The 23,172-nt window shown below is 55.0% G+C and carries 22 protein-coding genes and 1 other annotated feature; of the genes, 5 read left to right on the top strand and 17 right to left on the bottom strand.

Annotation, left to right across the window (positions count from 1 at the left end):
• Positions 1 to 42 precede the first annotated feature (42 nt).
• The gene (gene dnaJ, locus ACOTYN_RS00505; protein WP_014830600.1) at positions 43 to 1,188 is read right to left on the bottom strand and encodes a molecular chaperone DnaJ; all 1,146 of its coding nucleotides are present in this window, start codon (positions 1,186 to 1,188) and stop codon (positions 43 to 45) included.
• Positions 1,189 to 1,275: 87 nt separating this feature from the next.
• The gene (gene dnaK / locus ACOTYN_RS00500) at positions 1,276 to 3,189 is read right to left on the bottom strand and encodes a molecular chaperone DnaK (RefSeq protein WP_014882491.1); all 1,914 of its coding nucleotides are present in this window, start codon (positions 3,187 to 3,189) and stop codon (positions 1,276 to 1,278) included.
• A gap of 296 nt (positions 3,190 to 3,485) precedes the next feature.
• Between dnaK and satP the strand changes: the two genes are divergently transcribed.
• On the top strand, positions 3,486 to 4,052 hold the full coding sequence (gene satP / locus ACOTYN_RS00495; protein ID WP_023332055.1) for an acetate uptake transporter: 567 nt from the start codon (positions 3,486 to 3,488) through the stop codon (positions 4,050 to 4,052).
• Here the strand turns inward: satP and ACOTYN_RS00490 are convergent.
• The 3 genes from ACOTYN_RS00490 to tal all read right to left on the bottom strand — a co-directional run bounded on the left by ACOTYN_RS00490 (position 4,029) and on the right by tal (position 7,125).
• The gene (locus ACOTYN_RS00490) at positions 4,029 to 5,351 is read right to left on the bottom strand and encodes an MFS transporter (protein ID WP_213782961.1); all 1,323 of its coding nucleotides are present in this window, start codon (positions 5,349 to 5,351) and stop codon (positions 4,029 to 4,031) included. The genes satP and ACOTYN_RS00490 overlap by 24 nt on opposite strands.
• A gap of 122 nt (positions 5,352 to 5,473) precedes the next feature.
• Complete coding sequence (gene mog, locus ACOTYN_RS00485; RefSeq protein ID WP_032637529.1) at positions 5,474 to 6,061, bottom strand: molybdopterin adenylyltransferase; 588 nt, start codon at positions 6,059 to 6,061, stop codon at positions 5,474 to 5,476.
• A 110-nt stretch (positions 6,062 to 6,171) separates the two neighbouring features.
• Positions 6,172 to 7,125 (bottom strand): transaldolase, encoded by a 954-nt coding sequence (gene tal, locus ACOTYN_RS00480; protein ID WP_014882487.1) that lies wholly within the window; start codon positions 7,123 to 7,125, stop codon positions 6,172 to 6,174.
• Between the two features lie 262 nt (positions 7,126 to 7,387).
• Between tal and ACOTYN_RS00475 the strand changes: the two genes are divergently transcribed.
• Positions 7,388 to 8,818 carry an alanine/glycine:cation symporter family protein gene (locus ACOTYN_RS00475; protein WP_023336743.1) on the top strand — a complete coding sequence of 477 codons (1,431 nt, stop codon included), beginning with the start codon at positions 7,388 to 7,390 and terminating at the stop codon, positions 8,816 to 8,818.
• Between the two features lie 66 nt (positions 8,819 to 8,884).
• Positions 8,885 to 9,658 (top strand): peroxide stress protein YaaA, encoded by a 774-nt coding sequence (gene yaaA / locus ACOTYN_RS00470; protein WP_014882485.1) that lies wholly within the window; start codon positions 8,885 to 8,887, stop codon positions 9,656 to 9,658.
• A gap of 32 nt (positions 9,659 to 9,690) precedes the next feature.
• Here the strand turns inward: yaaA and ACOTYN_RS00465 are convergent, their stop codons facing one another.
• The 7 genes from ACOTYN_RS00465 to yjjY form a co-directional block, all read right to left on the bottom strand.
• Positions 9,691 to 9,984, bottom strand: a complete 294-nt coding sequence (locus ACOTYN_RS00465) for a DUF2502 domain-containing protein (protein WP_045269564.1) — start codon at positions 9,982 to 9,984, stop codon at positions 9,691 to 9,693.
• Positions 9,985 to 10,273: 289 nt separating this feature from the next.
• Positions 10,274 to 11,560: a threonine synthase gene (thrC, locus tag ACOTYN_RS00460; protein WP_023332051.1), complete on the bottom strand. Its 1,287-nt coding sequence runs from the start codon at positions 11,558 to 11,560 to the stop codon at positions 10,274 to 10,276.
• 3 nt (positions 11,561 to 11,563) lie between these two features.
• Complete coding sequence (gene thrB / locus ACOTYN_RS00455; RefSeq protein WP_014882482.1) at positions 11,564 to 12,493, bottom strand: homoserine kinase; 930 nt, start codon at positions 12,491 to 12,493, stop codon at positions 11,564 to 11,566.
• Position 12,494: 1 nt separating this feature from the next.
• A complete protein-coding gene (thrA, locus tag ACOTYN_RS00450) occupies positions 12,495 to 14,957 on the bottom strand; it encodes a bifunctional aspartate kinase/homoserine dehydrogenase I (RefSeq protein WP_014882481.1) in 2,463 nt (820 codons plus the stop codon).
• 24 nt (positions 14,958 to 14,981) lie between these two features.
• Positions 14,982 to 15,099, bottom strand: a sequence feature (Thr leader region).
• Complete coding sequence (gene thrL / locus ACOTYN_RS00445; RefSeq protein WP_015572623.1) at positions 15,038 to 15,106, bottom strand: thr operon leader peptide; 69 nt, start codon at positions 15,104 to 15,106, stop codon at positions 15,038 to 15,040. It overlaps the preceding feature by 62 nt.
• A gap of 211 nt (positions 15,107 to 15,317) precedes the next feature.
• Positions 15,318 to 16,004, bottom strand: a complete 687-nt coding sequence (locus ACOTYN_RS00440; protein ID WP_023336742.1) for a tRNA/rRNA methyltransferase — start codon at positions 16,002 to 16,004, stop codon at positions 15,318 to 15,320.
• A 399-nt stretch (positions 16,005 to 16,403) separates the two neighbouring features.
• Positions 16,404 to 16,544 carry a protein YjjY gene (yjjY, locus tag ACOTYN_RS00435; protein WP_085928893.1) on the bottom strand — a complete coding sequence of 47 codons (141 nt, stop codon included), beginning with the start codon at positions 16,542 to 16,544 and terminating at the stop codon, positions 16,404 to 16,406.
• 95 nt (positions 16,545 to 16,639) lie between these two features.
• Between yjjY and arcA the strand changes: the two genes are divergently transcribed.
• Positions 16,640 to 17,356 carry a two-component system response regulator ArcA gene (arcA, locus tag ACOTYN_RS00430; RefSeq protein ID WP_003856501.1) on the top strand — a complete coding sequence of 239 codons (717 nt, stop codon included), beginning with the start codon at positions 16,640 to 16,642 and terminating at the stop codon, positions 17,354 to 17,356.
• Between the two features lie 49 nt (positions 17,357 to 17,405).
• Here the strand turns inward: arcA and creD are convergent, their stop codons facing one another.
• The 4 genes from creD to creA are packed head-to-tail and all read right to left on the bottom strand — an operon-like array spanning position 17,406 to position 21,413.
• Entirely contained in the window at positions 17,406 to 18,758 is a 1,353-nt protein-coding gene (gene creD, locus ACOTYN_RS00425; protein WP_045269566.1) for a cell envelope integrity protein CreD, read from the bottom strand.
• A gap of 56 nt (positions 18,759 to 18,814) precedes the next feature.
• Positions 18,815 to 20,239 (bottom strand): two-component system sensor histidine kinase CreC, encoded by a 1,425-nt coding sequence (creC, locus tag ACOTYN_RS00420; protein WP_045269567.1) that lies wholly within the window; start codon positions 20,237 to 20,239, stop codon positions 18,815 to 18,817.
• Positions 20,239 to 20,928, bottom strand: a complete 690-nt coding sequence (creB, locus tag ACOTYN_RS00415; RefSeq protein WP_047626591.1) for a two-component system response regulator CreB — start codon at positions 20,926 to 20,928, stop codon at positions 20,239 to 20,241. The genes creC and creB overlap by 1 nt, the downstream gene beginning before the upstream one ends.
• Positions 20,929 to 20,942: 14 nt before the next feature.
• Positions 20,943 to 21,413 carry a protein CreA gene (gene creA, locus ACOTYN_RS00410; protein ID WP_014882476.1) on the bottom strand — a complete coding sequence of 157 codons (471 nt, stop codon included), beginning with the start codon at positions 21,411 to 21,413 and terminating at the stop codon, positions 20,943 to 20,945.
• 211 nt (positions 21,414 to 21,624) lie between these two features.
• On the opposite strand from creA, the gene robA reads away from it, so the two are divergent.
• The gene (robA, locus tag ACOTYN_RS00405) at positions 21,625 to 22,494 is read left to right on the top strand and encodes an MDR efflux pump AcrAB transcriptional activator RobA (RefSeq protein ID WP_014882475.1); all 870 of its coding nucleotides are present in this window, start codon (positions 21,625 to 21,627) and stop codon (positions 22,492 to 22,494) included.
• On the opposite strand, the gene gpmB is transcribed toward robA, so the two are convergent.
• Positions 22,491 to 23,138, bottom strand: a complete 648-nt coding sequence (gpmB, locus tag ACOTYN_RS00400; RefSeq protein ID WP_014882474.1) for a 2,3-diphosphoglycerate-dependent phosphoglycerate mutase GpmB — start codon at positions 23,136 to 23,138, stop codon at positions 22,491 to 22,493. The two genes, robA and gpmB, sit on opposite strands and share 4 nt — an antisense overlap.
• Positions 23,139 to 23,172: the final 34 nt, after the last annotated feature.

The raw sequence follows: 23,172 nt of genomic DNA, 5'->3' as shown, positions 1-23,172 counted from the left end.
AATCGCTTCCGGGCTTTATATCGTTGAAAACCGGCTAACAGATTAGCGGGTCAAGTCGTCGAAGAATTTTTTGACGCCATCAAAGAAGCTTTTGGAGCGCGGACTGTTTTTCTCGCCCGTTGGGCCGCCAAAGCTCTCCTGCAGCTCTTTCAGTAGCTGTTTCTGCTTGTCGTTCAGCCCCACTGGGGTTTCTACAACCACACGGCACAGCAGGTCGCCCTGAGCACCGCCGCGAACGGACTTCACGCCTTTACCGCGCATGCGGAACAGCTTACCGGTCTGGGTTTCGCCCGGGATCTTCAGATTGACGCGACCATCCAGGGTAGGCACTTCAATTTCACCACCGAGCGCCGCCATGGCGAAGTTGATCGGCACTTCACAGTACAGGTTGTTACCTTCACGCTCGAAGATGGCATGCTGCTTCACCTGAACCTGAACGTACAGATCGCCTGCCGGTGCGCCGTGCTCACCTGCTTCGCCCTCACCTGCCAGACGGATGCGGTCGCCCGTATCCACGCCTGCCGGGATTTTGACGGACAGGGTCTTGGTTTTCTCAACGCGACCATGACCGTGGCATTTAGTGCACGGATCTTTAATCAGCGTACCGCGGCCATGACAGTGAGGACAGGCCTGCTGTACTGCGAAGAAGCCCTGACGCATCTGCACCTGACCGGAACCGTGACAGGTTGGACAGGTCTGCGGCTGGGTACCCGCTTTCGCGCCGCTGCCGTGGCACACGTCACACTCTTCCAGCGTCGGGATACGGATCTCTTTGGTGACACCGCGAACGGCCTCTTCCAGCGTCAGCTCCATGTTGTAGCGCAGGTCTGCGCCGCGCGCTGCGCGCTGACGACCACGACCGCCGCCAAAGATATCGCCGAACACGTCGCCGAAGATGTCGCTGAAATCAGCACCGCCGCCAAAGCCGCCGCCACCGAATCCGCCGCCGCCCATGCCGCCCTGTTCAAAGGCTGCGTGGCCGTACTGGTCATAGGCCGCACGTTTTTGTGCATCGGTCAGGACTTCGTAGGCTTCTTTGATCTCTTTAAATTTTGCTTCAGCCTCTTTATCCCCCTGGTTGCGGTCCGGGTGGAATTTCATGGCCAGGCGCTTATACGCCTTTTTGATTTCACGCTCTTCCGCAGTTTTCGGAACGCCTAAAATCTCGTAATAGTCTTGCTTTGCCATTGGTTTTTTTAAGCCCCTTAACATGCGAGCACGGGCGTGGAGAGTTCTCCTACGCCCGTGCCGATTAATTACCCTGCATCAGGGCGATTATTTTTTGTCTTTAACTTCTTCGAACTCAGCGTCGACAACGTCGTCGTCTTTCGCGTTGTTCGCGGAAGCGTCAGCGCCCGCTTGCTGCTGCGCGTGCTGCTGCTGAGCAATTTCCATCAGCTTCTGGGAAGCCTGTGCCAGCTCCTGCATCTTCGCTTCGATATCCGCTTTGTCTTCGCCTTTCAGAGACGTTTCCAGCGCGGTCAGTGCAGCTTCGATAGCCGTTTTATCTTCCGCTGGCAGTTTGTCGCCCGCTTCTTCAACCTGCTTACGGGTGCTGTGCAGCAGATGGTCACCCTGGTTACGGGTCTGAACCAGCTCTTCGAACTTACGGTCAGATTCCGCGTTCGCTTCTGCTTCACGAACCATTTTCTGGATCTCTTCTTCGTTCAGACCGGAAGAAGCCTTAATGGTGATCTTCTGCTCTTTACCGCTGTTTTTGTCTTTCGCGGAAACGTGCAGGATACCGTCAGCATCGATATCGAAGGTCACTTCGATCTGCGGCATGCCGCGTGGTGCCGGGTTGATACCATCCAGGTTGAACTGACCCAGAGATTTGTTATCAGACGCACGTTTACGCTCACCCTGCAGCACATGGATGGTTACCGCAGACTGGTTGTCTTCAGCGGTAGAGAACACCTGGCTGTGCTTGGTCGGGATAGTGGTGTTTTTAGTGATCAGCGCAGTCATCACGCCGCCCATGGTTTCGATACCCAGAGACAGCGGGGTAACGTCCAGCAGCAGAACGTCTTTCACTTCACCGGTCAATACACCACCCTGAACGGCAGCACCGATAGCAACGGCTTCGTCCGGGTTAACATCTTTACGTGGCTCTTTACCGAAGAACTCAGCCACTTTCTTCTGGACCATTGGCATACGGGTCTGACCACCAACGAGGATAACGTCATTGATATCAGACACGGACAGGCCAGCATCCTGCAGAGCAACTTTCAGTGGCTCGATAGAACGGTTCACCAGGTCTTCGACCAGGCTTTCCAGTTTTGCACGGGTCACTTTGATGTTCATGTGTTTAGGACCGGTCGCATCTGCAGTAATGTACGGCAGGTTAACGTCGGTCTGCTGAGCGGAAGACAGTTCGATCTTCGCTTTCTCAGCGGCTTCTTTCAGGCGCTGCATGGCCAGCGGGTCGTTACGCAGGTCGATGCCCTGATCTTTCTTGAACTCGTCTACGAGGTAGTTGATCAGACGGGTATCAAAGTCTTCACCACCCAGGTGGGTATCACCGTTGGTTGCCAGAACTTCGAAGGTTTTTTCGCCGTCAACTTCGTCGATTTCGATAATAGAGATATCGAAGGTACCACCACCCAGGTCGTAAACCGCGATAGTGCGGTTGCCCACTTCTTTATCCAGACCGTAAGCCAGAGCCGCTGCGGTAGGTTCGTTGATGATACGTTTTACTTCCAGACCTGCGATACGGCCAGCATCTTTGGTAGCCTGACGCTGAGCATCGTTAAAGTAGGCAGGTACGGTGATAACGGCTTCAGTTACTGGCTCACCCAGGTAATCTTCAGCAGTCTTCTTCATTTTTTTCAGCACTTCAGCAGAGATCTGCGGTGGTGCAGTTTTGGTGCCTTTCACATCAAGCCATGCATCGCCGTTATCTGCTGCGATGATTTTGTAAGGCATGATAGAAACGTCACGCTGAACTTCTTCGTCCTGGAAGCGGCGGCCGATCAGGCGTTTAATCGCAAACAGGGTATTTTGCGGGTTTGTCACTGCCTGACGTTTAGCCGGCTGACCAACCAGAGTTTCACCATCCTGGGTATAAGCAATGATAGAAGGCGTGGTGCGATCGCCCTCGGCGTTCTCCAGCACGCGTGCAGTAGTGCCGTCCATAATCGCTACACAAGAGTTGGTCGTACCCAGGTCGATACCAATAATTTTACCCATCTAAACGTCTCCACTAAAAATTCAGTCAACATGTGGTTGTGTACCTGTAATAAGGGCAGAACGTGCTTTTTCAACTGCCCAGATTTGATTTTTTTCAGGTCCACACACTGCGGTTGACTACAAGATGGGGTCGCTACGGCATCCATCAAGGGGCAAGCGTAAAAAAATTTTTAATTTCACCCTGATGAGATCATAGACGGCATCGATTGCGCCCATTATGATGCCGCGCCCCGTCAGGGAGTAATGACGCGGGTTTAACCATTTCACCATATTAATGATGATTTTTTTGAGGACTTATGGGCAACACTAAGTTGGCTAATCCGGCTCCGCTGGGCCTGATGGGTTTTGGCATGACCACTATCCTGCTGAACCTGCACAACATCGGGATGTTCCCGATGGATGGCATTATCCTGGCGATGGGCATTTTTTACGGCGGCATCGCACAAATCTTCGCGGGTCTGCTGGAATATAAGAAAGGCAACACCTTCGGCTTAACCGCCTTCACCTCTTACGGCTCGTTCTGGCTGACGCTGGTCGCTATCCTGCTGATGCCTAAAATGGGTCTGGCAGACGCAGCGAATGCCCACTTCCTGGGCGTGTATCTGGGTCTGTGGGGCGTCTTCACCCTGTTCATGTTCTTCGGCACGCTGAAGGGGAACCGCGCGCTGCAGTTCGTCTTCCTGAGCCTGACCGTACTGTTCGCCCTGCTGGCCATCGGCCACCTGGTGGATAACGAAGGCATCGTACACGTTGCAGGCTGGATTGGCCTGGTATGCGGCGCAAGCGCTATCTACCTGGCCATGGGTGAAGTGCTGAACGAGCAGTTCGGCCGCACTATTCTACCGATTGGTGAAAAACACTGATTCGTCTGTCGTGCCCGCCTCGCGGGCACGATTTTCCCCTGACTGCCGAAGCCAAATCCCCAATACCAGCCCCATTAACGACAACGCCAGCACGTACCAGGCCGGCGCCAGGGGAGACACACCCATTAATACCGTCACCGCAATCGGCGTCAGTCCGCCAAAGATGGCATACGAGACGTTGTAAGAAAATGAGATGCCGGTGAAGCGCACCTCAGGTGGAAATGCACGTACCATCACATACGGTACCGCCCCGACAACGCCTACGCACAGGCCTACCACACCGTACAGCAGGAACAGCTGTTCAGGGTGGCTGCCTGCCAAATGGTAAAACGCCCAGCTTGATACGGCCAGTAACAGGCTGCCGACGATAAAGGTCACGCTGGCACCGAAACGATCGGCAGCCAGCCCGGCGGCAAGACAGCCAAAGCAAAGCATAATGGTCGCGATACTGTTCGCCTGTAACGTCACTGCCGGGGCGAACCCGTACTGTTTTTGCAGCCAGACCGGCGACATCAAAATCACCACCACGATGCCCGCCGAGAGCAGCCAGGTGAGCAGCATCGACACCACGACCGCTTTTTTATGGCGCACCACCACGGCTTTGACCGGCAACTCCTGAGCCAGCGCTTTGCGCTGCTGCATCTCAAGGAAAATCGGCGTCTCCTGCAACCAGCGACGCAGGTACATCGCCACCAGGCCAAACGCTCCGCCCAGCAGGAACGGTAAGCGCCAGCCCCAGTCGTGCACAGCCTGCTGCGTCATACTGGTGTTTACAATGGTCGCAACGACGGAACCAAGCAAAATCCCCACCGTTAACCCCGCGGTTAAGGTGCCGCAGGCGATACCAATGCGGCGCGCCGGAACATGTTCCGCAACAAACACCCACGCCCCCGGTACCTCACCACCGATCGCCGCCCCCTGAAGAATACGCATCAGTAGCAGCAATAACGGGGCAACAATACCCATTGAGGCATAGGTTGGCAGCAGGCCAATCGCCAGCGTCGGCACGGCCATCAGCAGGATACTCAGGGTAAACATTTTCTTGCGCCCGACCAGATCGCCAAAGTGCGCCATCACAATGCCGCCCAGCGGACGTGCCAGATATCCGGCAGCAAAAATGCCGAAGGTTTGCACCTGTCGCAGCCATTCCGGGATATCCGCCGGGAAGAACAACTCCCCTACCACAGCGGCGAAGAAAACAAAGATGATGAAGTCGTAAAACTCCAGCGCGCCGCCCAGAGCGGCGAGCGAGAGGGTTTTGTAATCCTGTCGATTCAGAGGTCGGGTGTTATGTGACATAGCGAACCATTGTGCATGTGTTGTGGATTATTTTTTACAGCAATCGTAAAGAAAAAATTACTATATCGTAAATCCATTTACACGCCACTGCGGCTAACGCTAATGTCACATTTTAATTAATTTCAGGAGATTGTCTCGCGGCGGGCGCTTTTAGGACGAAATGCTGCTACCACTTTGTCGTCCGTCTCGACATACGGCCCCTCCAGCAACTGTATACAATACGGTACACTTGCAAAGATGCCGTGGACGATGACGCTGCCATCCTCCGCTTTCAGTCCTTCCAACGTCTCTTTGATGGACTTCGGCTGGCCCGGCAGGTTCAGAATCAGCGCCTGTTTGCGGATCACCCCCACCTGGCGAGACAAAATGGCCGTCGGGACAAAGTGTAGACTGATCTGACGCATCTGTTCACCGAAGCCTGGCATTTCACGATCGGCAATCGCCAGCGTCGCGTCCGGGGTAACATCGCGGCGCGCAGGGCCGGTTCCGCCCGTCGTCAGCACAAGGTGACAGCTCATTTCATCGACCAGCTCACACAGGGTCTGCTCGATGATTGGCTGTTCGTCCGGGATCAGGCGGGTCTGGATCTCAAACGGGGTGGTCAACGCGCTTGCCAGCCACTCTTCCAGAGCAGGGATGCCTTTATCCTGGTAAACGCCGCTGGAGGCGCGGTCGGAAATCGACACTAAGCCGATGCGTAAGGTATTCATATCCATTCCATTCAAAAAGTACTGATTAAAGGGAATGATACACGCAGAGGGGAAATTCAGACAGAGTACGAAAGAAGTAGCGTGACCGGGGACCCGGTCACGCAGAATGATTACAGCAGGTCGCCGATCATTTTTTCCAGTTTTTCCTGGTCAATAGCAAACTTACGGATACCGTCCGCCAGTTTGTCTACCGCCATTGGATCCTGGTTGTGCTGCCACAGGAACTCGGATTCGGTGATGCGTTCTGGACGCGCCTTCACTTCACCGGTGTAAGACAGTTTGCGCTCGATGGTACCTTCGCTTTCAGCCAGCTCTTTCAGCAGCGCAGGTGCGATGGTCAGACGGTCACAGCCAGCCAGTTCGATGATTTCACCGACGTTACGGAAGCTTGCGCCCATCACCACGGTCTCATAACCATGCTGTTTGTAGTATTCGTAGATTTCAGTCACGGAAACCACGCCTGGATCTTCAGACGCCGCGTACTCTTTCTTGTCGGTGTTGGCTTTGTACCAGTCCAGAATACGGCCTACGAACGGAGAAATCAGGTATACGCCAGCTTCAGCACAAGCACGCGCCTGCGCGAAGGAGAACAGCAGGGTCAGGTTACAGTTGATGCCTTCTTTTTCCAGCTGCTCCGCCGCGCGGATGCCCTGCCAGGTAGACGCCAGTTTGATCAGGATACGGTCGTTGCTGATGCCCGCATCGTTGTACAGTTTGATCAGACGTTTTGCTTTAGCAATTGACGCTTCGGTGTCGTAGGACAGACGTGCATCCACTTCGGTGGAGATACGGCCCGGGACCAGTTTCAGAATTTCCAGACCGATGTTCACGGCCAGTTTATCAGTGGCATCCACAACCTGCTGCGCGCGGTCATTGCTCTGTGCTTTCGCCCAGGTCACGGCCTCGTCAATCAGTTTGCGATACTCAGGGATCTGTGCGGCGTTAAGGATCAGAGAAGGGTTAGTTGTGGCATCCTGCGGCTGGTACAGCTTCATTGCCGCGATATCTCCGGTGTCAGCTACGACAGTGGTGAACTGACGAAGGGAGGTCAATTTATCCGTCATGATAGTGTTTCTCTTTTAACGTGCCCTGGATAATTCACGCTACCGACAGCATGCCTGCAGCGGAAAAATGACAGGTTTACTTGTTAGGGGGATGTAACCGGTCTGCCCTGATGATAACACGACGGAGGGGTAGCGCAACCGCAGACAGTGCGCTTAGGCAGAGTATGATAAACTGAGAATATTAACAGGCTGCTAAGCAACAGCATGCCCAATCAGTGGTAGCGCTTACATATTCACATTGGCATCAACAAGAGGGACGTTAATGCCTGATTTCTTTTTCTTTATTAACGAAGTCCTCTGGGGTTCGATAATGATTTACCTGCTCCTGGGAGCAGGTATCTGGTTTACGCTACGCAGTGGGTTTATCCAGTTTCGCTATATTCGCAAGTTTGGCAGAAGTCTGAAAAACAGCGTCACGCCCCATCCGGGCGGACTCACCTCGTTTCAGGCGCTGTGTACCAGCCTTGCGGCACGCCTTGGCAGCGGCAATCTGGCAGGCGTTGCGCTGGCCATCAGCGCAGGAGGGCCTGGCGCAGTGTTCTGGATGTGGGTCACGGCACTTCTGGGGATGGCCACCTCTTTCGCCGAAAGTTCGCTGGCGCAACTCTACAAAGAGAAGGATAAAAGCGGACAGTTTCGCGGCGGCCCGTCATGGTATATGGCGCGTGGCTTAGGGATGCGCTGGATGGGCGTGCTGTTCTCGCTTTTTTTACTGTTCGCATACGGCCTCATTTTTAATACCGTCCAGTCAAACTCGGTTGCCCATGCTCTGCGCTATACCTTCTCCTGTCCGGAGTGGCTCACGGGCAGCGTGTTAGCCCTCTTTGTTTTGCTCGCCATTTCTGCCGGCCTTAGGGGCGTCGCCCGCCTGATGCAGTGGCTGGTGCCCATTATGGCCCTGCTCTGGGTTGCCGCGAGTCTGGTCGTTGCAGCACTGCATTTCGAACAGGTTCCGGGGGTCATTGCGTCCATCTTTAAAAGCGCCTTTGGCTGGCGAGAAGTCGCATCAGGCGCGCTGGGCTATACCCTGAGCCAGGCATTGATGGCAGGTTTTCAACGGGGCATGTTCTCCAATGAAGCCGGAATGGGTTCCACTCCCAACGTCGCAGCGGCCGCCTCTTCGTGGCCGCCACACCCGGCTGCGCAGGGTATTGTGCAGATGATCGGCGTCTTTATGGATACGGTGATCATCTGTTCCGCGAGTGCCATGATCCTCCTGCTGGCCGGCCCGGTACCCCATACCTCGGATGCCGTCGGGATACAATTTCTTCAGCAGGCGCTGGTGAACCTGACCGGCGGCTGGGGGGCTGGCTTTGTCTCGCTCATACTGATGTTGTTCTCCTTCAGCTCAATTGTGGTCAACTATCTGTACGCTGAAAACAACCTCATTTTCCTGAGATTCAACGCTCGCCCTGCTATCCTCCTGCTTCGCCTGGGGGTGATACTGATGGTGTTCGCGGGCGCCCTTCTGACGATGCCTATGATCTGGCAGCTGGCGGATGTCATTATGGCGCTAATGGCAATCACTAACCTGACGGCGATCCTGCTGCTATCCCCCGTTGTGACGCTTATTGCCAAAGATTATCTTCGCCAGCGCAAGCTGGGGGTTGCTCCGGTATTTGATGCGTCACGTTACCCCGAAATTGCGTCACAACTTGCCCCTGGCACCTGGGATGATTTGCCCCGGCGATAACAGCTATCGATCAATTCAGGGCGATTTTTTGTTAAAGTCGCTCTAAATTTCCTGCAAGGACTGGATATGCTGATTCTGATTTCACCTGCAAAAACGCTCGACTACCAGAGCCCGCTCGCCACTGAGCGCTATACCCAGCCAGAACTGCTGGATTATTCACAGCAGCTGATCCGTGAAGCGCGCAAGCTCTCTGCGCCGCAAATCGCCTCGCTGATGGGCATCAGCGACAAGCTGGCAGACCTTAACGCGACCCGATTCCATGAATGGCATCCGGATTTCACCCCTGCTAACGCGCGTCAGGCGATTCTGGCGTTTAAAGGTGATGTCTATACCGGTCTGCAGGCGGAAGACTTCAGTGAAGCCGACTTCGATTTTGCCCAGCAGCATCTGCGTATGCTGTCGGGTCTGTATGGCGTACTGCGTCCTCTGGATCTAATGCAGCCGTACCGTCTGGAGATGGGCATTCGTCTGGAAAACGCCAAAGGCAAAGACTTGTACCATTTCTGGGGCGAAATCATCACCGACAAGCTGAACGCGGCGCTACGCGCTCAGGGCGATAACGTGGTGATTAACCTGGCATCCGATGAATACTACAAGTCGGTGAAACCGAAAAAGCTGGATGCGGAGATCATCAAGCCGGTCTTCCTGGATGAGAAAAACGGCAAGTTCAAGGTCATCAGCTTCTATGCCAAAAAGGCGCGGGGCCTCATGAGCCGCTATATCATTCAGAACCGCCTGACCAAGCCGGAGCAGCTGACCGGTTTTAACAGCGAAGGCTATTTCTTTGACGAAGACGCGTCGGGGAAAGGCGAACTGGTCTTTAAACGCCACGAACAGTAAAACAACACCCCGCCTGCTGGCGGGGTGTTGCATTAATGGTGCTTCCAGTCCGGCCCTGGATGGCGATCGTCATGATGATGGTCGTGTCGATCGTCACGATCGCGATGTTCGTCATGCGGGCGCCAGTGGTTATCACGCCAGTCATAATGCGCCTTCCACCAGTCGTGGTCACGCCAGCGGCCGCCGTCCCAGTAATGCCCGCTGTTGTCCCGGTCGCCAATCTGCAGTTTAACCGCCGGTACGAGGGTGATTTCGGATGCCTGTGCCGCCATGGGAGCGACCAGCAACAGTGAAAGCGCGATGAGTGCAGGTTTGAGTGTAGACATCTGTGACTCCTTATTCTTCTTGCCCAACGTGGGCCGATGTAAGGAGAGTACGCGAGGGGAACGGGGGATGTTATTATCTGCAATCCTAAACGCTAAGTGACCGCATTTATTGGGAATTTCTGCTTTTTTCCTGCTTTATTCCTCCTTATTTTCTTCACAAAAAAGCCGGGTGGCGGCTTCGCCTTTCCCGGCCTAAAGATCGGTGCTGCTTTTGCCGGGTGGCGCTGCGCTTACCCGGCCTACAAACCCCGTAGGTCCGGTAAGGCGTAGCCGCCACCGGGCAACACAATCACGCGCGAGTCATCATCAACTTACGCAGCGCGGCAAAATCCGCAGGCAGCTCGTGTGACAGCAGCGGCAGGTCGGCACGCTCGGCCAGCTCTTTTGGCAGCGGCAGCGTTTCGCCCAGGATCGCTTCCACGCTCTCTTTGAACTTGGCGGGATGGGCGGTACCGAGGAACAGACCATATTCCCCCGGGTTGAGCTGGTCGCGCAGTGCGCGATACGCAATTGCCGCGTGCGGCTCAGAGGTATATCCCACCGCCTTCAGCTCGCGCATGGTCGCTTTAGTGGTCTCATCCGTCACCGCCGCGTAGCCCAGGTCCACCAGACGCCATACCTTGCGGCGGAACAGCTCTTCCACGCGCGGCCAGTTGTTTGGCTGTGACACATCCATGGCATTGGAGAGCGTTGCCTGCGTCGCGTTCGGTGCCCATTTCCCGTCTTTCAGGAAGCGCGGCACGGTGTCGTTGGCGTTGGTAGCGGCGATAAAGCGCTTCACCGGCAGACCGAGCGATTTCGCCAGTAATCCCGCCGTCAGGTCACCGAAGTTACCGCTTGGTACGGACACCACCAGCTGATTGCGCGCTTCCTGCGGCAGCTGCGCTACCGCTTCGAAGTAGTAGCAAATCTGCGCCAGCAGACGGCTGATGTTGATGGAGTTGGCGGAATTCAGCCCCAGCGCGGCCTTCAGCTCTTCATCATCGAACGCCTGCTTGACCAGCGCCTGACAGGCATCAAAGTCACCGTCGATCGCCACGGTCTCAATGTTGCCGCCGAGCGTACAGAACAGTTTTTCCTGCAGCGGGCTGATTTTGCCTTTTGGATAGAGGATCACCACGCGGACGTTTTTCAGGCCGTAGAACGCATGCGCGACCGCGGCACCGGTATCGCCAGAGGTGGCTGTCAGAATGGTCACCGGCTTGTCACCGCTGATGTGGGTCAGCATCTGCGCCATAAAGCGGCCGCCGAAGTCTTTAAACGCCAGTGTCGGGCCGTGGAAGAGCTCCAGACAACCGACGTCAGGCTCCACCTGCTGCACCGGAGCCGGGAAGGCAAACGCCGCACGCACGCGCTCTTCCAGCAGCTCCTGAGGGATTTCGTCGCCGATAAACGCAGACAGAATTTTGGTGCTGCGGGTGACAAAGTCCTGCTTCAGCAGTTCATCAATCTCGGTCAGCTGAAATTCCGGCAGGTCATGCGGGAAGAACAGCCCCTGATTTTTGCCCAGCCCCTGAGTCACTGCCTGCGCGAAGCTGACCTGCTCGTTATGATCTTTAAGGTTATAGAGTTTCATTCGTTATCCCAGTACTCGTGCGCCAGCCGTGTCCAGACGGCAAATATGAACAAAGCCTTCCTGATTTTGCAGGTAGTGTTTAGAGAGCCAGTCCGCCACGCGCTGCGCGGTGTCTGGCTTATCGCACAGGGCGAACAGCGTCGGGCCGGAGCCGGAGATGCCGCACGCCTGCGCGCCGATATCCATGGCGGCCTGTCGCGCCTCGTTAAAGCCAGGCAGCAGCTTCGTGCGGTACGGCTCGGCAATGACATCTTTCATCAGCTTCGCCGCCAGCTGCGGCTGACGGGTATAGCAGGCGTGGATAAAGCCCGCCAGATGACGTCCGTGAGCAATACAGTCCTGACGACGATATTGCGCAGGCAGGATCGCACGCGCTTCCGCGGTAGAGACCTTAATCCCCGGATACGCCAGCACCCACAGCCACTCATCAAACCCTGGCACCTGCTGGCTGATGATGCCATTTTCTTCGATCATCAGTTGCATACCGCCAAGGAAGCACGGTGCCACATTGTCATAGTGGATACTGCCGGAGATACGCCCTTCCAGCTCGCCCATTAACCCCAGCAGGCGGCTGTTATTCAAAGGCTTGCCGCAGTGCTCGTTCATCGCCACCAGCGCGGCAACCACGGAACAGGCGCTGGAGCCCAGCCCCGAACCAATCGGCATACTTTTTTCCAGCGTCATGGCGACCGGCACGTTTTTGCCGATCTCCTGACAGAAGCGTTCCCAGCACTGATAGACGATATTCTCGCGCGGGTCGGACGGCAGTTTGCTGGCGAATCGGCCCACGTTATTGAGGCTGAAACTCGCCGCCGCCTCAACCGTAACCGTATCGCCCAACAGCGAACCGTCCACCGGCGTGACCGCCGCACCCAGCACATCGAATCCGACGCTCATATTGGCGCTGGAAGCCGGGGCATAAACTTTGACCATGTTAAACTCCTAACTTCCATGACAGGGTACGCAACAGATCGGCAAACACACCCGCCGCTGTAACATCGTTCCCTGCGCCATAGCCGCGAAGCACCAGCGGCAATGGCTGATAATAGTGGCTGTAAAACGCGAGGGCGTTTTCGCCGTTTTTGACTTTGTACAGCGGGTCGTTGCCATCCACTTCGGCAATCTTCACCCGGCACACGCCATCTTCTTCAATGTTGCCAACATAGCGCAATACCTTACCTTCATCACGGGCTTTCGCCACGCGCGCGGCAAAAGCATCGTCAAGCTGGGGTAAATTCGCCATAAAGGTGCTGACATCACCGCTGCTGTCAAACTCGGCTGGCAACACGGGTTCAATCACAATGTCCGAAAGCTCCAGCTCGCGACCGGTTTCGCGCACGAGGATCAGCAGCTTACGCGCCACGTCCATGCCGGAGAGATCGTCACGTGGATCCGGCTCGGTATAGCCCAGCTCGCGCGCGGCGCGGGTGGCTTCCGAGAGGCTCATGCCCTCGTCCAGCTTGCCAAAGATAAACGACAGGGAGCCGGAGAGAATGCCGGAGAAGCGCTGCAGTTCGTCGCCCGCATTCAGCAGATTTTGCAGATTTTCGATAACCGGCAGGCCCGCGCCCACGTTGGTGTCGTACAGGAACTTACGGCGCGACTTGCTCGCCGCCAGACGCAGCTGGTGATAGTAATCCATCGACGAGGTGTTGGCCTTTTTGTTCGGCGTCACCACGTGGAAGCCTTCGCGCAGGAAATCCGCATACTGGTCGGCAACGGCCTGGTTTGATGTACAGTCGACAATCACCGGGTTAAGCAGATGGTACTCTTTTACCAGACGGATAAGGCGACCCAGATTAAACGGCTCTTTCGCCTCTTCCAGCCCGGCCTGCCAGTTTTCAAGATTCAGACCATGCACATTGGTCAGTAGCGCTCTGGAATTGGCAATACCGCAGACGCGCAGATCGATATGTTTCTTCTTGAGCCACGCCTGCTGACGCTTCACCTGCTCGAGCAGCGCGCCGCCGACACCGCCCACGCCAATCAGGAACAGCTCAATGACCTGATCGGTATTGAACAGCATCTGATGCACCACGCGCACGCCGGTGGTGGCATCGTCGTTATCCACCACGACGGAAATAGAACGCTCAGACGAGCCCTGGGCAATCGCCACGATATTGATGTTGGCGCGGGCCAGCGCGGCAAAGAACTTCGCGGAGATACCGCGCAGGGTGCGCATCCCGTCGCCCACGACGGAGATGACGGCCAGACGCTCCTGAATGGAGAGCGGCTCCAGCAACTCCTCTTTCAGCTCCAGATAAAACTCTTCTTCCAGCGCACGGCGTGCGCGCAGGCAGTCGGCCTGCGGCACGCAGAAGCTGATGCTGTACTCGGAAGAGGACTGCGTGATCAGCACCACCGAGATACCGTTGCGTGACATTGCGGCAAATACGCGCGCCGCCATGCCGACCATGCCCTTCATTCCCGGACCGGAGACGCTGAACATCGCCATGTTATTCAGGTTGGAGATGCCTTTCACCGGCAGGCCATCTTCATCGGAGCTGGCACCAATCAGCGTGCCTGGCGCTTGCGGGTTACCGGTGTTTTTAATCAGGCAAGGGATCTGGAACTGGGCAATCGGGGAGATGGTACGTGGGTGAAGCACTTTGGCGCCGAAGTAGGAAAGCTCCATCGCTTCCTGGTAAGACATCGACTTCAGCAACCTGGCGTCCGGTACCTGGCGCGGGTCGCAGGTATACACGCCGTCGACGTCAGTCCAGATCTCACAACAGTCTGCGCGTAAACAGGCAGCCAGCACGGCGGCAGAGTAGTCGGAGCCGTTACGGCCCAGCACCACCAGCTCGCCCTTCTCATTTCCGGCGGTAAAGCCCGCCATCAGGATCATGTGGTCAGACGGGATTTTGCTCGCGGCGATACGGCGGGTTGATTCGGCAATATCAACGGTAGATTCGAGGTAGTGGCCCACCGCAAGCAGTTTTTCAACCGGATTGATGACGGTCACGCCGTGGCCACGCGCTTCCAGCAGGCCAGCCATGATGGCGATTGACAGTTTCTCACCGCGGCAGATCAGCGCCGCGTTGATGCTGTCCGGACACTGGCCCAGCAGGCTGATACCGTGCAGCACATGTTTGATCTGAGCAAACTCCTGCTCAACGAAAGACTTCAGCTGTGCGAGCGGGAAGCCGGGTTGTGCCTCCGCCAGCCCCTGCAGCAGCTCAGCGAAGATACGCTCGGCGTCGCTGATGTTCGGAAGTGCATCCTGACCACCGATGGTTTTTTCAATCATCGCCACCAGATGGTTCGTGATTTTTGCCGGGGCAGAGAGCACGGTCGCAACCTGCCCCTGCCTGGCGTTGCTCTCCAGGATATCGGCAACACGCAGAAAACGTTCTGCATTTGCCACTGATGTACCGCCGAACTTCAACACTCGCATGGTTCTACCTCGTTTCCTTTAGCCGAAAAAAAAGCCCGCACTGTTCAGGTGCGGGCTTTTTTTTGTTTTTCCTGTACGCGTCAGCCCGCATCGTTACCTGTGGTAATGATGATGGTTGTAGTAATGGTGGTGATGCTGATGCGTTTCATGGATGTTGTGTACTCTGTCATTATTATCTGTCTGTGCTGTATTCTTTTAGGGTTAAAGGATCGGGCACCTTAAGTCAATGAATTTTTAATTTGATCACAATTCCGCAGAGACTCACGCCCCGCTGTTTGCCGATTTATTTTCATCCGATTCCCCCAAATGCAACCCTCCATGACAGACAATTTCGCCATAGTAAAAACTTATGACAGCATTTTACTCGGCTAATTTTTTTTCAATATCGTGCAGCAAACGGTGCAACATTGCCGTGTCCCGCTGCTCAAGTCGTCCGAGACGCTGGTGTAGCCAGTCAGCCATTTTTTGATCGTCCGCCACATCCAGCCGCAAGAGCAAGTTCTCCACGCGAGCGCGAAGTGCAGCCAGCTGGTTTTCATCGGTTCCTGTATCGGGCGGCTGGGGGATTTGTATTAAGGATGCTAATTGATAGCAATAGACCATGACCGCCTGGCCTAAATTCAGAGACGGATAATCCGCGACCATCGGCGCGCCAGTCAGAACGTCCGCCAGTGCCAGCTCTTCGTTAGTGAGTCCGGAATCTTCGCGGCCAAACACCAGCGCCGCTTTCTCAAGCCACTGGCTTTTCTCTTCCAGCATGGGCACCAGCTCAGCAGGCGTGGCGTAGTAATGGAACTTCGCGCGGCTGCGGGCGGTGGTCGCAACGGTAAACGAAATGTCATGCAGTGCGTCGGCAAGCGTAGCGTAAGTCGTTATATTATCGAGAATATCTCCCGAACCATGCGCCACCCAGCGGGCAGCAGGCTCCAGGTGCGCAGTGCTGTCCACAATACGTAAATCGGTAAAACCCATGGTCTTCATGGCACGCGCCGCAGCGCCTATATTTTCTGCTCTGGCTGGGGCGACCAGTACAATCGACAGATGCATTTATGCTCTCTTTTTAATCAGTTAGCGGGTAAAAATGTGATGTACTTCAACATATTACGCAGCGCAAATTTACAAATTTGCAACACAAATCACCGAAATAGCGTTTCATAACAAATTAAAGACGCTAAACTATTTTGTGTCTGAACAATCAGTTAGAATGTTAACAGAAGACCATTATCCTTATGTTTTATAATGATAATGGCATCATGAATACCCTATTCTGATTGGATTCGCTTCGTTTATATATCAATGTCCGCAACTAGTTGGTTTATTGAAAAATTGTGACAAAGGCTAGCATTCGGCTACGATGATTTCATCAAACTGTTAACGTGCTACAATTGAACTTGATATATGTCAACGAAGCGTAGTTTTATTGGGTGTCTGGTGTCACTTAGCCTGTTATGTTGCTGTTAAAATGGTTAGGATGACAGCCGTTTTTGACACTGTCGGGTCCAAAGGGAAAGTACCCAAGACCAAGCTAATGATGTTGTTGACGTTGATGGAAAGTGCATCAAGAACGCAATTACGTACTTTAGTCACGTTAAGCCGATCATGTTAATTTGCGACATGCATCAGGCAGGTCAGGGACTTTTGTACTTCCTGTTTCGATTTAGTTGGCAATTTAGGTAGCAAACATGCAGACCCCGCACATTCTTATCGTTGAAGACGAGTTGGTAACACGCAACACGTTAAAGAGCATTTTCGAAGCAGAAGGCTACGATGTCTTTGAAGCGACCGATGGCGCAGAGATGCATCAGATCCTTTCTGAAAATGATATCAACCTGGTAATCATGGATATCAACCTGCCGGGCAAAAACGGGCTTCTTCTGGCGCGCGAACTGCGTGAGCAGGCGAACGTCGCGTTAATGTTCCTGACAGGCCGTGACAACGAAGTTGATAAAATTCTTGGCCTGGAAATCGGTGCGGATGACTACATCACCAAGCCGTTCAACCCACGCGAGTTAACCATTCGTGCACGCAACCTGCTGTCCCGCACCATGAACCTGGGCACGGTCAGTGAAGAGCGTCGTAGCGTCGATAGCTACAAATTCAACGGCTGGGAACTTGATATCAATAGCCGTTCGCTGATTAGCCCGAACGGTGAGCAGTATAAACTGCCGCGCAGCGAATTCCGCGCGATGCTGCACTTCTGCGAAAACCCGGGCAAAATTCAGTCCCGTGCAGAACTGCTGAAGAAAATGACCGGCCGTGAGCTGAAGCCACACGACCGTACCGTAGACGTGACCATCCGTCGTATTCGTAAACATTTCGAATCTACGCCTGATACGCCGGAAATCATCGCCACAATCCACGGCGAAGGGTACCGTTTCTGCGGAGACCTGCAGGAGTAATCCCGCAGTCAATGCAATAAAGAAAAACGGCGCATTCGCGCCGTTTTTTTTATTTCCAGATCCGCATCGTGTCGTTATCGGGCTCTGCGGGTGGCTCAGGGCGCTTCGGCTGTGAAAGCGAATACCAGTCGAAATGCCGGGTCAGGTACATCACGGCGAACAGTGCCAGTGCGAGCACCGCTGACCCCAACAGCAGCGCACTATCCTCCGAGCGCAGCAGGAACCACATCACCACGTCCAGCCCCAGCAAGGCCAGCACAAACAACCCGCTGCGCTTCCAGCTTTTTAGCACCGCCTGCAGGTACATCCCGTTCATCGCAGCACCCACCAGGCTTGCAACAACCCAGGCAGGCGTAAAGCCGACGTGTTCTGACAGCGCCAGCAGCACCAGATAGAACAGCACCAGCGACAGCCCCACCAGCAGATACTGCATTGGGTGCAGGCGCAGCCCGGTTAAGGTTTCGAAGACAAAGAAGGCCATAAACGTCAGCGCAATCAGCAAAATAGCATACTTGATTGCCCGGTCAGTCAGCTGATACTGATCGGCAGGTGTGGCTACCGTGACGCTAAAAGCCGGGATCGACTCCCACGCAGGAGATTCACTCCCGTTGAACCAGCTCTCAAGGTTGTTCGCAAACCAGCTGCTCTGCCAGTTCGCCTGAAAACCTGAATCACCGATTTTGCGTTTCACCGGCAGATAGTTGCCCATGAAGCCCGGATGCGGCCAGTTGCTGTTCAGCGCCATTTCGCTGTTACGTCCCACGGGCACCACGGCAAAACTCCCCGTCCCCGCCAGATTCAGCGACATCTCCATGGCAAACGTTTTTGACTCCAGCGCTTTATCCGTCAGCGGGATATGAAGACCGGAAAGCGCGCCAGATACGCCCGAACCCGGCTCTACGCTCAGCGTCTCGCCGTTGATACTGGAGACTTTCACCGTGCCAATACCGCGTGCATCGCCCACTCCAACAACGATAAACGGCTGCCCCAGGGTCATCGTCTCCCCTTTTAGCTGCGTCATTTTTTCGGTGCTGAACTGCGCTTTTATTTTGAGATCGGTGTTCCAGATCTGTCCGTCATAGATGCCGATATTTCGGGACTCAACGCGCTGGTTACCCTCAACAAGCAGCGACTCCGGCAGGATAAAATGCAGATAGCTTTTCTTGTACTCGACCTTCTTCTCATCCTCTAGCTTGTAAAAGATCTCTGTCACCGGAATCGCAATCAGCGGGCCGACCAGTTTTTGCGGTCCGCTGGTGCTCTGGCGAAGCGTATTTTCGACATCATTACGGTAGCTTTCACGCTCTTCAATGAGGTTACTTACCATAAACAACGGGACTAACAGCAGCAGAATGCACCCCAGCAGGGTGCTTATTTTCCAGAACAGGGGGGATTTCATCATTACGTCTCCTTTGTGATGAAGAGAGCGTAACCAGGCTGTGTGGGGGCAGTTTGAAGTTATGTGAAGGGACGGTGAAGTGTCAGCGTGGCCATCACGCCGCCCTCATCACGATTGCGCAATGTAATCTCTCCCTGATGCAGACGCGCCACCTCCTGCACAAAGGCCAGCCCGAGCCCACTGCTCTTAAGCCCGTTCTCGCGCGGAAGGGAATAGAAGCGTTCAAAAATACGATCCAGCGCGTAATCCGGGATCCCGCTTCCGCTGTCGATGACGACAAGCTGTATCTGCCCCTGCTCTTCCCGGGCCGCCAGTTCAATGGTTCCGCCCTGAGGCGTAAAATCGATGGCGTTATCCAGCAAATTGCCGAGCGCCTGTTCGAGGAGATCGGGATCGCCTTCAACATTAAACGGAACAGGCTGGATAGTCAGCACAATCGCTTTTGCCGATAGCAGGGCCGAGCGCGCGTCAGCAAGCCGCGTAAACAGTGAATTGACCCGAATGACCTCCGGCGTAATCTCGACCCGATTTTCAAGCCGCGCCTGCGCGAGCAGTTTTTCAACCAGCGACTGCATGCGTGCGTTTTGTACCAGAATGTTATCAATAAAGCGTGCTGCCACCTGCGGCGGCGGCTGCTCGGCAAGGATTTCCGCCGCGCCGCGTATGGCCGCCATCGGGCTTTTCAGCTCGTGGGTGAGCGCATGGACATAGCGTTCAATGTAATTTTTCCCTTCGAGACGAATGCGCATATTCTCCAGCGCCTGGGCCAGCTTGTGCAGTTCGCTGCTGCCCGGATTAGGTAGCGGGAGAGGCGTGTCGGTGGTCACCGAATCGGCATAGCGCGATAACGTACTGATAGAACGATTGATCCACCAGGCGACAAGAAGACCGATCAGCAAGGCAATGCCGAGCAACGCGCCACCCGCCCAGAGGATCCGCCGCTCGCTGCGGTGGATAACCGGTGCCATCGCGCTGTTCGGTTTCCCGACCGACAGCACGCCGATAATCTTACCCTGCTCCACAACCGGCGCGGCAACATACATCACCGTGCTCTCAGGATCGTCTGGATTGCTCTGAGTGCTGCGCGCGCCGTATTTACCGCGAAGCGTCAGCCAGACATCGTTCCAGCGCGAGTAATCTTGCCCCACGGCCAGACCGGCGGAATCAAACACCACTCTGCCCTGCGCATCGGTCATATAGACGTGATACTCGTTACGCACCTTATGGATGCCGCCGAGGTTGGCGCGGAAAGGCCGCTGATGGAGCTGTGAAAAGGCCTGCGCCAGTTTGCCCTGCTGCGCATTCCCCGAAAGAAGATCGTCGCGCCCGATTTCGGCAAGCAAGGTCGCGGTATCGATCAACGTCCCCTCGGTGGCCCTGCGCACGCCGGGCTTCACTTCCTGAACAAAAATCGACAGCACAAACCACGCGGCGATGCCCACGATCAGGAAATATCCCAGCAACAACCGCATCCCAATGCGCATCAGTAAAGGCCCAGACTGTAGCCCATACCCCGATGGGTACTGATGGGAGATTGTTCATCGTTCACCGCCCGCAGCTTGGCGCGCAGGGTTTTGATATGGGTATCCACGGTACGATCGAAGCTGTCGCCGTCTTCACCCCATACCTTGTCCATCAGCTGCTGGCGCGAAAATACCCGCCCGGGGGCCTGTAAAAAGGTTTTGAGCAGCAAGAACTCGTAGCGGGTCAGGGGTAAAACTTCACCGCACCAGCTTATTCGGGCGGCAGGTTCATTTAGCTCAAATTGCCCGATACGCATCGTTTCTGCTGGCGCGGCGGATTTTTGCATCCGCCGTAAAATTGTCCTTACCCGGGCGCAAACCTCTCGCGGAGAAAAAGGCTTGGCGACGTAGTCGTCAGCGCCCATTTCCAGCCCGAGGAGTTTATCCACTTCATCACTGCGTGCCGTGAGAAACAGCACCGGAAGTGACGGATGCTGCGCCAGCAGCTGGCGGCAGAGTTCAAAACCGCTGATGTCCGGCAGCCCAACATCCAGAATGGCGAGCGCCGGGATCTGCCGCCGCGCCTCCTCCAGCATCGGTAAACCGCGCTCAAACGCCTTTACCGCAAAGCCTTCCTGCTGAAGCATGTAGATAAGCGTATCGGCGATACTGGTTTCGTCTTCAACCAGCCAGACCACAGGTTGTTGCATGGTTCATCCCTGAATTAATGCCATGGCATAATCGGCACGGCGCTGATGGCGTTTTTCGGCGAGCCTTCCACCACTTTGTCGGAATAGGCAAGATAAGCCAGCGTATTGCGCTTCGCATCATAGAAACGCACTACCTGCAGCTTTTTGAACACCAGCGACGTCCGTTTCTGGAACACCACGTCACCCTGCGCTTTACCGTTTTTGATTTTATCGCTCAGCTCAACCGGCCCCACCTGCTGGCAGGAGATCGCCGCATCAGAGGTATCTTCCGCCAGCCCCAGACCGCCTTTAATACCGCCCGTCTTCGCACGGCTGACGTAGCAGGTGACGTTTTTCACATCTGGATCGTCAAACGCCTCCACCACAATTTTGTGGTCCGGGCCAAACATTTTGAACACGGTATCTACAGATCCAATCTGTTCCGCCTGCGCCGCACGGCCAGCAACCAGCAACAGAGCGGTAAGAAGCAAAGTCTTGTATTTCATATTGTTACCATTCTTTAAAATTGCATTGAGCGATTATTCAACACTTTAGACAAAAATGTAGCAAGATCACAGGATTAGAATATATTCGCCCAAAACGGGGGAGAAAAGGCATTAATGCGCAAAAAAAACACTGAATGCTAAAACATCAAAAAATGCTATTATCCGCTAACCTGTTATCAGGCACCTGCTGTTTTAAGGATGAGGATAGTATATGGATCAGGCTGGAATTATTCGCGACCTGCTCACCTGGCTGGAAGGTCATCTCGACCAGCCTTTGTCACTGGATAATGTGGCGGCTAAAGCAGGCTATTCCAAGTGGCATCTGCAAAGGATGTTCAAGGATGTCACCGGTCATGCTATCGGGGCCTATATTCGCGCACGTCGTTTGTCCAAGTCTGCGGTGGCATTGCGCCTGACCGCGCGGCCCATTCTGGATATTGCCTTGCAGTATCGTTTTGATTCGCAGCAGACCTTCACCCGTGCGTTTAAAAAACAGTTCTCGTTGACGCCAGCGCTCTATCGCCGCTCGCCAGACTGGAGCTCGTTTGGTATGCGCCCGCCGCTGCGTCTGGGCGAGTTCGCCATGCCGAAATACGAAATTGTCGCGCTGCCGGAAACCCATCTGATCGGTACGACCCAGAGTTACTCCTGTTCTCTGGAGCAGATTTCTGAGTTCCGTCATCAGATGCGTGTCCAGTTCTGGCGCGACTTCCTGAGTCATGCGCCAGCGATCCCACCGATCCTCTATGGTCTCAACGAAACGCACCCAAGCCAGGAAAAAGACGACGAGCAGGAGGTGTTCTACACCACCGCGCTGACGCCAGAGATGGCAAATGGTTATATTCAGGGGTCTAAACCGGTCGTGCTGGAAGGCGGCGAATACGTGATGTTCTCGTATGAAGGACTGGGAACGGGCGTTCAGGAGTTCATCCTGACCGTTTACGGAACCTGCATGCCGATGCTGAATCTGAATCGCCGTAAAGGTCAGGACATTGAGCGCTACTACCCGGCGCAGGATGCGAAACCGGAAGAAGGCCCAATCAATCTGCGGATGGAATTCTTAATTCCGATACGTCGTTAACGCTGCAGTTCATCAAGCGCAGGGGCATCGAGATGCGAAATGTCCCCTGCCATCTCCACGACCCAACCCGACGCCAGCCACGCACTTTCCTGATAATCAATTCGGGAAATAGAGCAGTTGCGCAGACGCAGACGACGTTCAGCATAAGCCGGTAATCCCAGAATGGTGCTCACTAGGCAGCCCAGCGCAATACCGTGACTCACCAGCAGCGGACGGCTACCTGCCGGAAGCTTCAGACATTCCGCCAGTGCGGCATGCATACGCACGCTCAGTTCCTGCATGGATTCCCCCTCAGGGATGCGGCCATCTTCGGTACCGTTGACCAGCGTACGACGCCAGCCCTCTTCCGTTTCGGTCAGCGTATCGATATGGCGTTTTTCCAGCACGCCCATATCCAGCTCGCGCAGACGCGGCTCAAGCATCACGTCACAGCCGCAGGCATCTGCGATGATGCGCGCTGTCTGCTGCGTGCGACCTAAATCGCTGGTGATCACGTGGGTAATGCCCAGCGTCCTGGCACGCTCTGCCACCTGCCACGCTTGCTGGATCCCCTTCTCAGTGAGAGGACTGTCTGACTGGCCTTGAATACGTCGCTCGGCGTTCCACTGCGTCTCACCGTGGCGAACAAGGTATACCTGTAACATGCTTTTTTTCCGTTATACTGCGATGAGTTTTTTT

The sequence above is a fragment of the Enterobacter cloacae complex sp. IR5458 genome (assembly GCF_049238025.1).
GTDB lineage: Bacteria > Pseudomonadota > Gammaproteobacteria > Enterobacterales > Enterobacteriaceae > Enterobacter > Enterobacter kobei.
The sequence above is the reverse complement of the archived record's forward strand: the minus strand, read 5'-3'. Positions and strand labels throughout refer to the sequence as shown.

Coding starts and splice junctions, on each gene's coding strand:
- dnaJ (WP_014830600.1), bottom strand. CDS start 1,188: ATGGCAAAGCAAGACTATTACGAGATTTTAGGCGTTCCGAAAACTGCG.
- dnaK (WP_014882491.1), bottom strand. CDS start 3,189: ATGGGTAAAATTATTGGTATCGACCTGGGTACGACCAACTCTTGTGTA.
- satP (WP_023332055.1), top strand. CDS start 3,486: ATGGGCAACACTAAGTTGGCTAATCCGGCTCCGCTGGGCCTGATGGGT.
- ACOTYN_RS00490 (WP_213782961.1), bottom strand. CDS start 5,351: ATGTCACATAACACCCGACCTCTGAATCGACAGGATTACAAAACCCTC.
- mog (WP_032637529.1), bottom strand. CDS start 6,061: ATGAATACCTTACGCATCGGCTTAGTGTCGATTTCCGACCGCGCCTCC.
- tal (WP_014882487.1), bottom strand. CDS start 7,125: ATGACGGATAAATTGACCTCCCTTCGTCAGTTCACCACTGTCGTAGCT.
- ACOTYN_RS00475 (WP_023336743.1), top strand. CDS start 7,388: ATGCCTGATTTCTTTTTCTTTATTAACGAAGTCCTCTGGGGTTCGATA.
- yaaA (WP_014882485.1), top strand. CDS start 8,885: ATGCTGATTCTGATTTCACCTGCAAAAACGCTCGACTACCAGAGCCCG.
- ACOTYN_RS00465 (WP_045269564.1), bottom strand. CDS start 9,984: ATGTCTACACTCAAACCTGCACTCATCGCGCTTTCACTGTTGCTGGTC.
- thrC (WP_023332051.1), bottom strand. CDS start 11,560: ATGAAACTCTATAACCTTAAAGATCATAACGAGCAGGTCAGCTTCGCG.
- thrB (WP_014882482.1), bottom strand. CDS start 12,493: ATGGTCAAAGTTTATGCCCCGGCTTCCAGCGCCAATATGAGCGTCGGA.
- thrA (WP_014882481.1), bottom strand. CDS start 14,957: ATGCGAGTGTTGAAGTTCGGCGGTACATCAGTGGCAAATGCAGAACGT.
- ACOTYN_RS00440 (WP_023336742.1), bottom strand. CDS start 16,004: ATGCATCTGTCGATTGTACTGGTCGCCCCAGCCAGAGCAGAAAATATA.
- arcA (WP_003856501.1), top strand. CDS start 16,640: ATGCAGACCCCGCACATTCTTATCGTTGAAGACGAGTTGGTAACACGC.
- creD (WP_045269566.1), bottom strand. CDS start 18,758: ATGATGAAATCCCCCCTGTTCTGGAAAATAAGCACCCTGCTGGGGTGC.
- creC (WP_045269567.1), bottom strand. CDS start 20,239: ATGCGCATTGGGATGCGGTTGTTGCTGGGATATTTCCTGATCGTGGGC.
- creB (WP_047626591.1), bottom strand. CDS start 20,928: ATGCAACAACCTGTGGTCTGGCTGGTTGAAGACGAAACCAGTATCGCC.
- creA (WP_014882476.1), bottom strand. CDS start 21,413: ATGAAATACAAGACTTTGCTTCTTACCGCTCTGTTGCTGGTTGCTGGC.
- robA (WP_014882475.1), top strand. CDS start 21,625: ATGGATCAGGCTGGAATTATTCGCGACCTGCTCACCTGGCTGGAAGGT.
- gpmB (WP_014882474.1), bottom strand. CDS start 23,138: ATGTTACAGGTATACCTTGTTCGCCACGGTGAGACGCAGTGGAACGCC.